We start from the raw sequence: 13907 nt of genomic DNA, 5'->3' as shown, positions 1-13907 counted from the left end.
AGTACGAAAGCACTTACGAAGGCTGATTACGTTGTATAGAACCAAACTACTGCACCGAGCAATATCGCAAGTTCAACAGCCTCGTTCATAGCACCATATGTATCACCTGTAAGTCCGCCTAACTTTTTATTAAGCCACGATGCCAAGAAGTAACCGCAAATTATGGTGACTAGACCAGCAGCAATGACGATTAACAAAGAATTTATATAGTTTATGTCATTAATAATTAATGTTGTATAAGAAATAATGGCGGCCAAACTTACTGACAACACTGTCCATTTTCGTTTAACGCCATTAAATAATGAACCTACACCTTCATTTTCTCTTGCTGGAGACCATCCCGCTATAGCGATTGCCATCCATGCTCTGCTCCAGCTAGCTGAAATAACAAAAATCGATACCAATGACAGCACTTTGCCGTGACTCTCACCTGCAATAAGTTCAGTCAATAACGATGCCTTTAAAAGCAATAGAAGAACAGCCGCAAGTACGCCCATCGCACCAACCCGACTGTCCTTCATAATTTCTAACATACGTTCTCTTGTTCGGTGGCTAAGCACGCCATCTGCTGTATCCATCCAACCATCCAGATGTAACCCCCCCGATAACGCCGTCCAAATTGCAAGAACGATAACAGCTGAAGGCCATGGCGGCAATATAAAACTAAGTAGCCAAGCAAGTAGTCCAACTACTAATCCAATAAAAGCTCCAGTCAGCGGGAAATAGATCACACTTCTTGTCAAAATAGGCTTTTCGAAAGGAACTGATACCGGAATCGGCAACCGTGTTAAAAATTGAAACGCGGCTATACACGCCTTCGCTTGTAGCTTTATTTTATGATCATCCACGTCATTATCACTCCTGCCAATAAAATAACACTTACACCGTATAGTATTTGAATAGTAGATTTAATATCACTCGGACCAAGTGGTCTTGTCGGCCATCCCATCCGTGCCCGTTCACTTTTTACACCGAAATAACTATTGAAACCTCCAAGCTCAATACCAAGTGCTCCTGCAACTGCTGATTCAGGTATTCCGCTATTCGGACTAGGATGAAGATGAGCATACTTCCGAACAGCTTTAAGGCTTCTACCAGCGTTCAGGCTTGGTGTTATCCAAGCAATAATGAAAATCAAAAGTCCGGTTACTCTCGCAGGGACATAGTTGAACACATCATCTAAGCGAGCGGAACACCAGCCGAAATGTAAATATTTTTCATTGCGATAGCCAACCATTGAATCTAACGTATTCGTCGCACGATAGATCATCGCAAGCGGTGCTCCACCTAACAATCCGAACAAAATCGGGGCAACAAAAGCATCAACCGTATTTTCCGCTACAGTCTCCACTGCTGCGCGTGCCGCTTCACTTTCATTCAGTTCGCTTGTATCACGTCCGACGACATATCCGACATACTTCCGAGCATTTGTCATATCTCCGCTAACTAATGGAATGTATACAAGCATTGCTGCATCCTTCAAGCCCTTAACAGCAATGGTTGTGGAGATAATCCATGCCGTAACGGCATAGCCAAACCAAAGATGAATCGCATCGGCTATCCATACAAATAACCACATGATGAGCCAGCTTGATATTAATGTGGCCACAGCGAGTATTACACCTAGCAACTTTACATGAATTGGCCGATCTCCATAACGTGCTGGCGCAAGTAATTTCTCAAGCCAACCTATTAACCTTCCAATCCAAATGACAGGATGGGTAGGCCACTTTGGATCACCTATAATCCAATCGATTACGATAGCAGCTGCACATAACAATAGAAGCTCTTGATAGCTGTAAAACATCATAGATCTTCCCATCGAAATGCAATTGCCTTCAAATCAACTGGAATACCAGCTGTTACTAGAAATACTCGATCACAAATGGCAGCAATTCGTTGATTTAATCTACCCGCTTCATCTCGAAATTGTCTTCCAAGTGCATATACGGGAACAATACCGTCTCCAACTTCGTTCGTTACGATGATCAACTTATAAGGAAACCGTTCGATTGCTTCAATCAGGCGATCCACTTCTGCCTGTAGGTTGAGCTCATTATTCTCGCCCTCTTCATAACGCAGCAGCCAATTCGTCAGCCACAGCGTCAAACAATCGAGCAGGACAAGAGATACATTTGGCCGTTTCGCCAATTTATTCAGTAGTTCAGCTGCTTGAAAAGGCTCTTCCATCGTCTCCCATTCAAAACCAGTAGTATGCCTATCTATCCTATGCTGATGGATACGTTCCTTCATCTCTTCGTCATAGGGCTGACAAGTGGCAATATAGATCCCATTGCTACTGACTCGACTAGCGTAGTTTTCAGCAAATCTGCTTTTGCCACTTCTCGCTCCGCCCGTTACTAGAATAGCCATAGTAGCCTCCCGATTATCCTTTTGAAATACCTGCACTGTCAAAGGTCGCCATCTCTTGCATCAACTTAAGTGATGCATCAATGAAATGGAAGCATAATACAGCACCAGTCCCTTCACCTAGACGCATCTCAAGTTGAATCATTGGCGATAATCCGAGTGCAGTCATTAGTCCCATATGTCCTTGCTCTTGCGAAAGGTGGGATGCGATCATATAAGGAATAGTCCGTTCGGACAACTTAGTCGCGACTAATGCCGCTGTAGATGAAATGTAACCATCAATGACAACAGGACACCCGTTTGCCGCTGCTCCAATTATAACTCCAACTAACCCTGCAATTTCCGCACCGCCTACTTTTGCAAGTACATCGATTGGATCATTTGCATCAGGATTATTTAGCGTAATTGCCCTATGCACCACTTCTATTTTGTGAGCAAATGTTGCGTCATTAATACCCGTCCCACGACCAACGGCTTGTGCTGGGGCAATACCGGCAAGTACTGAAGTTATTGCAGCGCTAGCTGTCGTATTGCCTATACCCATCTCGCCAGTTGCGAAAAGACGAATACCTTTCTTCACTTGTTCCTCGACGACGGAGACACCAATCATAATTGCTTCAAGCGTCTCTTCACGTGTCATCGCTGCTTCCTTTGCCATGTTCCGTGTACCGCGAACCACTTTGCGACTAACTAAAGATCCATGCTCCAGATCGGCTGCAACGCCAATATCGACACATATTACATCTGCTTTAGCTTGTCTTGCCAACACATTAACCGCTGCGCCTCCATTCAAAAAGTTAAGCACCATCTGTGGTGTGACAGCTTGTGGAAAAGCACTGATCCCTTCTTCACATACGCCATGATCACCCGCCATAATAATAACTGCTTTACGCGATACGTCTGGCCACAATTGTCCCGTAATTCCTGCCAGTTGACGAGCGATAGCTTCTAATTTACCTAAGCTCCCCGGTGGTTTTGTTAAGTTATCTGAATGACGAATCGCACGCTCTGCAACTTCCTCATTAAATGGTCGAATACGATTTAGAATGTTAGCCAGTTGCGATTCTCTGCTTACATTCATTTGCCCAGTCATTCCGCCAATTTCTTGATCTTTCCTATCGTTATTTTCAAACTCACTCACCATAATTCCTCCTTGTTTGCCCTTCCTCAAGATAGCTCATATTTCCGGTTGTAGGATTAGTTGTGGTACCCCCGTAATGGGGTGCTTAATTGCTATTGTTTTGGTGCTATATATATCATCAATAATGTTTGGTATAAGCACATTATCCGGCGTCCCAGTTGCAGCTACTTTCCCTCTATGCATGGCAATAATTTCATCACAATATAGAGCTGCTAGATTCAAGTCGTGTAGTACAGCAATTACGAGCAGTCCCTGCTCACGTTGCCACTTACGGACTGTATCAAGTAATCCAATTTGAAAGCCAATATCTAAGTAGGTGGTTGGTTCATCGAGTAGTAAAATATCAGGTTTCTGCACCATTAATTTAGCAAGCGCTACTCGTTGCCGTTCTCCTCCACTTAGTTGATGCAACTTCCGATGCTGTAATTCGTTTAGTCCCATAACCGCTAATGCTTCATCGATAATGGTTTCAACATCCGCATCTTCTCCACCAAGCCAATTTTGGTACGGGTATCTACCCATTCCAACAACTTCTCTTACAGAGAAGCCAACCGGAGGAAGTCCACCTTGCTGTAAAACAGCCATTCTGCGAGCTAATGACTTTCGAGGTATATCGTTCAACCCTTTGCCATCTAGCAAAATGGTCCCTTTAGAAGGAGCATCCGTTCCCGCGAGAATATGAAGCAATGTCGATTTCCCAACTCCATTCGGTCCAATAATGCCGTAGAACCGCCCATCCTCGAATTGAAGAGAAATGTCATGAAGGACAGAATTCCCTTGAACGGTCTGGGAGATATGTTGTACTTCCATTGTCATTGCTTCATATCCCCTTCCAGTTTCCTTTGCCGATGAAGCAAGTAAGCAAAGAACGGTGCACCTATCAATGCCGTAACTACACCTAGTGGGAGCTCCTTTGGACTGAACACCGTTCGAGCCAGCGTATCCGCCCATAACATAAATATTCCTCCGCCTACAGCAGACAAAGGAATGAGAATACGATAATCTGGTCCTGCAATGATTCGAATGACATGTGGTACAACAAGTCCAACAAAGCCGATAACACCCGAAACAGAAACCGCGGCCGCCGTCAGTAAAGTTGAAATAATAAGTACGACTAGCTTCGTTCGTTCAACTTTCACACCAAGATGAGCGGCATGACGCTCCCCTAGAACAAATAAATTTAATGGCTGTGAGAAATAGAGGAGCACAGGCAAGCCGATCACCAAAAAAGGAATGACCATGTAAACATGATCCCAGCTTTTAAGCGCAAGCGATCCCATTATCCAAAATAGTACTTGGTTAACGACTCCCTGAGACATCGAAACCATTAGTGAAACAAACGCACCTAAAAAGGATTGAATAATTACGCCGGACAAAATAACCGTCTGAATATGCATCGTTCCATTCGAACGGGACAGCCAAATAACAGCAAACAACGTTACAATGCCTGTTGAGAATGCAACAACAGGTATCGTCCATATTCCGATTGCTAATTGAAAACCGAACAAAATAATAAAAGCCGCACCAACAGAACTACCTGATGCAACTCCAAGTGTATATGGTTCTGCAAGCGGGTTTCGGAGAACACCTTGAAATCCAGCCCCAGCAAGCGCAAGACACGCTCCAACTAATAAAGCTAACAGCACTCGTGACATTCTGACTTGGGTAATGACTGCAATTTCACCGCTGGTCCAACTTTGCGCAGCATCAGGCATCCATGGCAATTGATGAATGATAATTCCCCATACATCTAAGAAAGAAATGCCAGCTGAACCAATTGACAAGCTTGCGATCATAGAAACAGCAAGAAGGAGCAAGGCTGCTCCTCCATACGTCAATAATTTCATATTCATCGCTTATTTAACAAGCTCAGGATGAATAACTTTCGCCATCTCAAGCAATCCATCCGCAAGACGAGGACCTACACGAACTAGTGGATCTTGTGTAACCTGGAACATCTGTTTATTTTTCACTGCATCGATTGCTTCCCAGCCTGGACGGGATTCAATTCCAGCTAAGATAGAACTTTTCTCTTCGCCCATATCTGGATAAATGATCAGCTGTGGATTTTGTGTAATGATTTCTTCCGCATTTACTTCGAACCAACCTTTACCAGCAGCCGCGATATTTTGACCACCTGCTAACGTCAACAACTCATCAAGAAACTCTCCGGATCCGACTGTCCAACCTGGTGAAAATTCTAAGTATACTTTTTTCTTTTCAGCATCTTTTACTGATTCTGTTACTTTTGCCTTAACTTCTTTCATATGTGTTGTAACTTTATTTGCTCCTGCTTGCATGTTCACGATTTTACCGATTTCTTCTATCTTCGTAATAACATCATCATACGTTTTTGGATCTGTTGCAAAGACATTCAACTTTAGTTCACGAAGCTTAGCAATTGCATCTGCATTCATGGAAGAGGACGCCAATATCAGATCAGGATTTAATGCTGTAACAGCTTCAATATTTGTTACCATATCGCCGACTTTTGAAACGGACAATGCTGCTTCTGGATAATTGCTCCACTCATCAACACCAACTACGTTCGCACCAGCACCGATAGCAAATATCGTTTCCGTTTCACTTGCTACAAGTGTAACAATTGCTGTTGGAGCTTTCTCAAATGTTACATCTGTTCCAGTGGCATCTTTAACAGTCAAAGGGTATGTTGTCTCAGCAGCTACTTCTGCAACTTTAGTAGGTTCTGCTGATGGAGCGATTGTTGCTGTTTGTTCCGGCTGTGAACCAGCGCCTTCTTTTGCCGAGTTCCCACCGCAAGCTGCAAGGAACACCATCATCATGATGAGTAACATGCTCATTACTGTTTTCATTGTCGTCAATCGGTTTGCCTTCATCATTTCATCCACTCCTAAGTTATGTATGAGATTACGAGCGAGACACTTTCACATATCCAGCTGCAAAACAAAAAAACATTCCCGGCAATTGTGCCGGAAATGCTTCCTAAAAACGCCTTTAACAAGGCGAAAATAAGCTTCTCCAACACCACCCTAAGTCCACGTAGGTTATAGCGTTATTTTAAACAGGCAGGTTTCCTGACTTGGATTTCGCTTAGTTGCGTCTTCCCGAGCAAACGCTCAGTGACATATTGCAACGGCGATAGCTGCGTATAGGATTAACTCATCCTTACGCTGCTGTCCTCACAGTGGCGGGTCCGTACCGGAATTACACCGGCTTCCCTATTAAGCTAAAACGGAGTGATTAGGAGCAAAATTTGCTATAAACCCTATTCATTCTTGTCGTTTCGGCACCAGTTTAATTATAAAAATGATCAGTAGTTACTATACACTCGTTTCCCTCTTTTGTCCAATTGAAAATCAATCGTAATCTCTTCCATTTGCTTTCATTAATCGTGACTTTTAAAAAAGCGCATTAGCTACAACGGATACCGAGCTAAGAGCCATCGCTGTACCTGCCATCCAAGGCTTAAGATAGCCAAAAGCTGCAAAAGTCTAATTCGCAGGAGCTTGTACCTTCGCTTAACACTATATGAGTGTTAGTAGAATTGCATGATCATCTAACAAACGATCACATCCGATCTGGCGTTGGCAATCCAACAATCGTAAACACTTCATGAAGCGTTCCTTTGCACTTTTGAGACAGCCATATACGAAGGGACTTCTTTCCTTCATCCGCTTTTAGAATAGGGCATGTAGCATAGAAATGGTTAAATGCAGCCGATAACTCATATCCATACGTGCATAATACATTGGGAGATAATTCACGCTCAGCAACTTGAAGCGTCTCTGGCCAATAGGCTAGCAGTCTGAGCAAACTACGCTCTTGCTTCTCCAGATTCGCAAAGGAAGGCAGCTCAGTTCTAAATCCTTCTATTTCTTTTTTCTTTAGAAGGGTGGACGCGCGAGCATACGTATAGAGCAAATATACGCCCGTATTTCCGGTCGTTTCCGTAGCTTGCTGTAAATCAAATACCACCTCCGTTTGTAAATGATATTTCAGAAGATAGTACCGAATAGCTGCGGCTGCAATTTTACGACTGGACAAACCTCCTTTACGTGAACGCTTCTCGCCAACAACTCTCTCCATCTCGTCTAACATATCAGATACTTTGACTCCAATTCCTTGGCGCCCGGACATTGCGTATGCACGTTTACCTTCTGAAGTATCAATTCCTAGACCCCTTGCTGTTTCAGGGCTTAATGAAACGACGCCATAACTGACATGATGTAAATGCTGTGCCTGCTTTTCGTAGCCTAGTGCCACCAAAGCTTCCTTCACCATCAATTGTGGATATTGTTGACGCTGATCAATGACATTAATAACTCTGTCTGCAAAACCGATCCGTTTTTTCTTTCCTACTCTGCTTGTTGTCCATAACTTATCGCTAAACTTTTTGTATTGGAAATCCTTCTCTAGCAGTCCAAATTTCCAAAGGTGATAAGCAATATCTTTAGCGGTATACGTTAATACACCATTCGAACGAACAAGCACTTTATCCTCTTGATAACTACTGTTTTCTTCATCACAAAGTTCTTTTCCATCCTGCTGCCCAATAATATCTTCGGTTTTCTCGTCAGTCAACTGTGCTGCTACATCACATTTATTACCGTCTGCTTTTAATACCCAACAACCAGTTAATTTACCATCTTGCTCTTGAAGAAAGACGGATGTTTGCTGTAACTTGTGAAATGTTTCCGACCAGAAACCTTCCCTTACTATGTCGCTTTCCCATACCAAAACATCGTAGTTGATGCCAAATCCGTTCATCTCCTCTACATGTTCTTTAACGATACGTTCCGCTACAAGCAATCCGAGCCAAGCCATTGCATTATCCCCTTCTTCTAATTGCTGAAGCATGTTAGAACGGACATCCGTTAACTTTGGATCGCTTTTATAAGCTTTATTCACAGCACTATATGTCTCCCAACAAAAATCACCAAACCGTTTATATTCACCCTCAATTGTGGAACGTAGCAATCCAACAACCGTATCCGCCAATTGATTGCCTAAATCATCGATATAATTATGAACTTCCACCTCATGACCTTGATGGCGAAGCATTCTAGCTAGTGTATCCCCGATACAAGAATTACGCAGATGACCAATATGAGCAGATTTATTTGGGTTGATAGACGTATGCTCAATCAATGTTTTGAGACCTCTTGATTGCTCGATTTGGTTAGTTCCACTCGAATTCAAGGCCCAATTTTTCCAATGGATATGAAAATTGATAAACCCAGGTGGAGCGACTTCAATGGTAGCAACCATGTCGATTAGATCTGTTTCCTTTTCCAGCTGTTGTTGATAAAAACGGGCAATATCAATAGGTGAACGCTTAAGCAACTTAGCTAATTGCATAGCTACATTGCTGCTGTATTCCCCATGTTCTTCATTCATTGGTCTCTCAATTTGATTCTTTATTGGTCGAGATTGTGTCATCCCTTCCGTTTGCAATAGCTTTTCCGTCACTTGCTCCAGTTTCTGCTTCAACAAGTTACTAATCATTTTGTTTCTCCTCCTCTAAAGGTAATAAAAGCACAAAAAAGCTCTCGTCTCTAAAACATAGAGACGAGAGCTTTTCTCCCGTGGTGCCACTCCAATTAGCCGATTCCGTAATAGGAATCAACCTCTCGATTGCTTTAACGGTCATTGACCGAATTACCCTACTTAGCATAAATTCACTCGTTCAGGCAACCATCTCCCGGGTCCGCTTCATCTAAAAGCTCCGTACCGGCTTCCACTAACCCGGCTCGCTGTAACTATCCTCTTTGGACTACTATCCCGTTCATTGATATTGTTATTTGAAAATTCAGTTTTTATCTTATTCGTATTTATAAAACAAATATTGTTTGTTGTCAAGATTTCATTTGAGTAATAAATGTTAAACATTCATCTACCGATCCAACATCAACTCCCAGCAATGGCACGTACGATTAATATAGCTACTCGTTTTTTACAGAGACGATTTTAATTTCTAATTTTACAAAACCTTAAATCCCTGTTATATTTAAATTGATCGATCAATCAAATTTCTGACCAATCGATCATAAATTTGAATTCAGGAGTTGAATGAAATGTCCCTGTTGACGAAATCTAATACATCGGAGGGAAAAAAACGAGCTGTTTCATTGGATCTTGCACGCGGTACGATGCTACTGCTAATTGCACTTGCACATGCACCTCTATTTTTGTATACACTTGAGCCTGGGATTATGCATCGAGGTGAGGCTATTAGCTTCTTTGATCAAATGGTAAACTTATTTGGCAAGTTTTTTATTGATAACAGAGCAAGAGCGATGTTTGCTGTATTATTTGGGTATGGGTTAGTGTTGGCATTTAATAGTCAAATTTCTAAAGGTAAAACGGATAAAGATGCACGTAAAAAGATACAAAAGCGTTGTTGGTATTTGATTGGATTTGGTTTTATTTTAGCAGTTGTTATTGGTGGTCAAGATATTCTTATGGCCTACGGAATAGGTGGGCTTATGGTGAGCTGGCTATTACTACGTAACAATAAAACTTTGATTCGAACCTTTATTATTGTCACAATTTGCTCTAGCATTGTTGTTCCAATAATATGGGGATTATTTATGATAGGCACCGGTGACTATGGTTTTCCCTCGGAGATTTCTGCTACAGACACCTACTTTAAGAAAACATTATTAAGTTTGATTACCTTCCCATTCATTCCAGCTTTTATTCATTTAATGATTCCAGTCCTTCCTTCCATCCTACTTGGCATGTGGATAGCTAGATCTCAATTATTAACAAATCCAGAGAATAAGTTGAAACCACTTTATATGATAACTGGTATCGGTTTAATCATTTCCTTATTGGGAGCATTACCTTTGTCCTTATTAGGAACAACATGGCACCCAGGTTTGTTTACTGCAGGCCTAATATACGGGGTCCACATATTAACTGGAATCGCTGGAGGGCTAGCCTATGCTGCAATCTTTGGAATAATTGGGGCAAAGCTGAGAAAAACAGGACCCTTTACTCTTTCGATAATGGCTTTAGGAAAACGTTCATTAACGTTTTATGTTTGGAACGAAGCGATGCTGGTCCTATTCCTATCGCCAATCGCACTTGATTTGGGAGGAAAGGTTAGTTATGGTATTTCTGCTTTAATTGCTGTAGGAATATGGATTTTCTCTGTTATTTTGGCTACAGTGTTGGAAAAGAAAAATTTGAATGGTCCATTGGAGTTTTTAATGAGAAAATTAGTTAATAAAAATAATAGACAAAAAAACAAACAAAGCATTTTATAATCGGTAACCGTAAAATAGCCACTTAGTAATAAAATTTCGTACGTGCCGCTTCTGATAGAGATATTAATATGTTCCATAGCTTTTATTGATCGAATCTGGCAACGATCCTAAAAAAAGCCCCACAAGCAATTAGCTCGTGGGGCTTCGTTTAACTTGTTATAAAGTTATAAGTGCAATTACTTCTTCCAAGTAAGATCAAACTGTGCTCCGTCTTCCCCGATAAATACAATCGTCGCACCCGCTGGGATCTTTACTTCATTTGATCCACTAATATAGGAATGATTTATGGGAACAAACGACTGATCGTATACCACGAATGCACTTTCTTCAGGTTTCTTCACACTTAATGTCTTGCCTGTTGCACTATCTGGAATCTTGAACCATCTTGCATAACCGTTTTCTTGAATCGTAACTTTCGCTTTAGGTCCAACGAAGAGTTGCTTCACGCCATCTTGGCTTACGTATACACTACCCGATGCGGTGAGATACTCGACATTGTTCTCTGTTCGGAATGAGGAGTCCAACGTATCACGTCCATTCACTCCAGGAATTTGCACCACATTGAGCGCTTCATTAGTCCCTGTAATCTTGCCGCCTAACCAATAACCCGGCGCATCAGGTGATATGGTCACACCCATAACTGGGGGAACTATAAAGTAAACTTGAGAAGTGTATTTCTCACTTACTGTAAAGTACATCTTACCTTGACGCTTTGCCCAAGCTGCTGCAACTTCATCAGTTAATTTATGATCTTCTAGCTTTTGTGCAGAATACTGTGACAACGCCACTTGACCAAGATCAGGAATATGTTGGTATAAATCGCTAGATAAGTACGTATGACCGTTCTTCTCGGTTACGATTCGAACTTTCTCATTGCCATCTGCACTGACAAAGGAACCATCTGCCGTATACGTATAAGTTGCCGCTGGTATTTGTGGGACTGTGACTGAACTTGCTACAAGTTGGCCATCTTCCTTAACGACGATCTTGTTCAAATGATGCATAGCTGCATAGATCCCTGAATACTTCGTCAATTCTTTCGGCATAACCGCCTTTATCGGCAATCCGAAAGATTTCGTTGGCTTCCGTTCCTTAATGATTCCTTTTTCTTGCAATGCAGTCAATAATACTTCTGTAGCGAACAACTGATTGAGTGAACTCGAACCTCTTGACGATACAACTGCCATAGACATCTTATGTTCAGGAAGTACGATCAATATCGCATGAGACAACAACGTGTCGCCGCCCTTCACGAGCGCCTTAATGCCATAATCTTTGAACGGGAATGCATCCACACTGTCCCAACCGAGTCCATAGCCTATAATCGAATCTGCTTCCTTCGGCCATATCCCATTACGATATTCTGCATTGCTCATTGCGGATACAGATGAATTCGTGAGCAAACCGTTGGCATGGCCAGTAAATATTTGCGAGAAACTCACCAAGTCTTCAGCTGTTGAGACAATGCCTCCTGCACCGATCACATTGGCTGAATCACGAGGAAGCTCCCCCTTATAATGTGGTGCGTATACGCCGGCAAGTTGTTCATCCTTGATATCGTCCTGCTGCGTCTTCGTATTTTTCATATTTAACGGTTCTGTAATATGCTTATGGAGAAAACTTGTAAAGTCCATACCACTTACACGCTCTACTAAAATCTCAGCTAACGTAAATCCATCATTTGAGTACACCGAGAATGCACCTGGATCAGCCTTCAATCTCTGTGTAGACAAATGAGTTAACAAGTTATCGTGTGCGGCTGTATCATCATCATCGAACAAAAAGCCATTCGGAAATGTCGATCCAGAAAATCCCGCAGAGTGATTCACTAACATACGAGGCGTAATTTGCTTATAGCGTTCGTCTTTCATCTTGAAGTCCGTTATGTAATTCGTTACGGGCTTATCTAGTTCTACTTTCCCTTGCTCAACTAATTTCATAACTGCGACAGCTGTAAACACTTTACTCGTTGAACCAATCGAATACATCGATTCTGCTGTTACAGGAGCGGCTGAGGACACACGATGAGCACCTGCCTGACCGGACAATTCGATCTTCCCGTTATCAATTAAGGCATACTGAATACTAGTTGTACCGTACTTCTCAATTAATAACTTTGCTTTCTGTTCTGCTACTGACACAGCTAAACGCTCATCTTTAGCAGCAGTTGCTCCTACTGGAGTAAACATCGCTAAGGCGAGGGCTACAATCATAATCAGATTCACTTTCTTCTTCATTTTCTACCTCCTCATATTAATTTACATTATTTTCATGAACTCTAGTAGTACGTCTACTATTGTCTAATCGTTTCCAATTCTTGCAAAAAAGTTTGTTTTTAATACATAACTACTAATTTGCTACCCATAGACTGGGCAATTTAAAAAAAGTTGTCGATGCTGTGGGTACATTTTTGTAGATGTGATCGAATTCATTAGTGACTAATTTCGTGATTTAAGTTACGAATTACTCTAGCGATTGGCGAATTACTAGTAGATAGCCTAAATAAGCCCAACAAGCAATTAGCTTGTTGGGCTTCGTGTACCTTTATATTAAATTATAAGTGCAATTACTTCTTCCATGTAAGGCCAAACTGTGCTCCAACTTCCCCAATGAAAACAATACTTCCTGTACTAATCACATTGATTGAGTCACGAGGAATCTCCCCCTTATAATGTGGTGCGTATACGCCTGCAAGTTGTTCATCTTCAATATCGTCCTGTTGCGTCTTTGTATGTCTCATATCCAACGGTTCTGTAATGTACTTATGGATGAAACTAGTAAAGTCCATACCACTTATACGCTCTACTAGAATCTCAACTTATGTAAATCCATCATTGGCATACACCGAGAGTGTACATCGATTCTGCTGTTACGGGAGCGGCTGTATACACTCTATGGGGTCCTGCATGGCCGGATAATTCGATCTAACTAGTCGTGTTGTATTTCTCCATTAATATCTTTGCTTTCTGCTCTGCCACTGATTTCGCTGTTCGTTCTTCTTTTGCAGCAGTAACCCCCACTGGACTAAGCATCGCTAAGGCGAGGGCTAAAATCATAATCAGATTAAATTTTTTCTTCATCTTCTACCTCCTCAAATTGATTTACATTATTTTCTTGCATCCTAATAGTACGACCATCACTTC

General features: G+C 41.8%; 12 protein-coding genes, 1 riboswitch and 1 other annotated feature. Of the genes, 1 reads left to right on the top strand and 11 read right to left on the bottom strand.

Annotated elements, in window-relative coordinates:
* Nucleotides 1-26: 26 nt before the first annotated feature.
* The 8 genes from cobS to MFF31_RS15995 form a co-directional block, all read right to left on the bottom strand.
* Nucleotides 27-848 (bottom strand): adenosylcobinamide-GDP ribazoletransferase, encoded by an 822-nt coding sequence (gene cobS / locus MFF31_RS16030; protein WP_238189168.1) that lies wholly within the window; start codon nt 846-848, stop codon nt 27-29.
* The gene (gene cbiB / locus MFF31_RS16025) at nt 830-1810 is read right to left on the bottom strand and encodes an adenosylcobinamide-phosphate synthase CbiB (protein WP_238189166.1); all 981 of its coding nucleotides are present in this window, start codon (nt 1808-1810) and stop codon (nt 830-832) included. The genes cobS and cbiB overlap by 19 nt, the downstream gene beginning before the upstream one ends.
* Complete coding sequence (gene cobU, locus MFF31_RS16020; RefSeq protein WP_238189164.1) at nt 1807-2373, bottom strand: bifunctional adenosylcobinamide kinase/adenosylcobinamide-phosphate guanylyltransferase; 567 nt, start codon at nt 2371-2373, stop codon at nt 1807-1809. The genes cbiB and cobU overlap by 4 nt, the downstream gene beginning before the upstream one ends.
* 13 nt (nt 2374-2386) lie before the next feature.
* A complete protein-coding gene (gene cobT / locus MFF31_RS16015) occupies nt 2387-3451 on the bottom strand; it encodes a nicotinate-nucleotide--dimethylbenzimidazole phosphoribosyltransferase (protein ID WP_238192064.1) in 1065 nt (354 codons plus the stop codon).
* Nucleotides 3452-3547: 96 nt separating this feature from the next.
* Nucleotides 3548-4327, bottom strand: coding sequence for an ABC transporter ATP-binding protein (locus tag MFF31_RS16010; protein WP_238189162.1), 780 nt, complete (start codon nt 4325-4327; stop codon nt 3548-3550).
* Nucleotides 4324-5364, bottom strand: a complete 1041-nt coding sequence (locus tag MFF31_RS16005) for a FecCD family ABC transporter permease (protein ID WP_238189161.1) — start codon at nt 5362-5364, stop codon at nt 4324-4326. Before MFF31_RS16005 ends, MFF31_RS16010 begins: the two co-directional genes overlap by 4 nt.
* A 3-nt stretch (nt 5365-5367) precedes the next feature.
* Nucleotides 5368-6372, bottom strand: coding sequence for a helical backbone metal receptor (locus tag MFF31_RS16000; RefSeq protein ID WP_238189158.1), 1005 nt, complete (start codon nt 6370-6372; stop codon nt 5368-5370).
* 168 nt (nt 6373-6540) lie between these two features.
* A riboswitch (cobalamin riboswitch) is annotated at nt 6541-6754 on the bottom strand.
* A gap of 306 nt (nt 6755-7060) precedes the next feature.
* Complete coding sequence (locus MFF31_RS15995) at nt 7061-8998, bottom strand: arginine--tRNA ligase (RefSeq protein WP_238189157.1); 1938 nt, start codon at nt 8996-8998, stop codon at nt 7061-7063.
* A gap of 56 nt (nt 8999-9054) precedes the next feature.
* Nucleotides 9055-9291: a binding site (T-box leader), on the bottom strand.
* Nucleotides 9292-9567: 276 nt separating this feature from the next.
* On the opposite strand from MFF31_RS15995, the gene MFF31_RS15990 reads away from it, so the two are divergent.
* The gene (locus MFF31_RS15990) at nt 9568-10764 is read left to right on the top strand and encodes a DUF418 domain-containing protein (RefSeq protein WP_238189155.1); all 1197 of its coding nucleotides are present in this window, start codon (nt 9568-9570) and stop codon (nt 10762-10764) included.
* A gap of 176 nt (nt 10765-10940) precedes the next feature.
* Here the strand turns inward: MFF31_RS15990 and MFF31_RS15985 are convergent, their stop codons facing one another.
* The 3 genes from MFF31_RS15985 to MFF31_RS15975 all read right to left on the bottom strand — a co-directional run bounded on the left by MFF31_RS15985 (nt 10941) and on the right by MFF31_RS15975 (nt 13844).
* Nucleotides 10941-13001, bottom strand: coding sequence for a serine hydrolase domain-containing protein (locus tag MFF31_RS15985; protein ID WP_238189153.1), 2061 nt, complete (start codon nt 12999-13001; stop codon nt 10941-10943).
* A 329-nt stretch (nt 13002-13330) separates the two neighbouring features.
* On the bottom strand, nt 13331-13576 hold the full coding sequence (locus MFF31_RS15980; protein WP_375541362.1) for a serine hydrolase: 246 nt from the start codon (nt 13574-13576) through the stop codon (nt 13331-13333).
* A 112-nt stretch (nt 13577-13688) separates the two neighbouring features.
* Nucleotides 13689-13844, bottom strand: a complete 156-nt coding sequence (locus MFF31_RS15975; protein WP_238189149.1) for a hypothetical protein — start codon at nt 13842-13844, stop codon at nt 13689-13691.
* Nucleotides 13845-13907: the final 63 nt, after the last annotated feature.

Origin of the sequence: Paenibacillus sp. L3-i20 (assembly GCF_022180385.2) — a bacterium.
GTDB lineage: Bacteria > Bacillota > Bacilli > Paenibacillales > Paenibacillaceae > Pristimantibacillus.
This window is presented reverse-complemented; position numbering and strand designations above follow the sequence as displayed.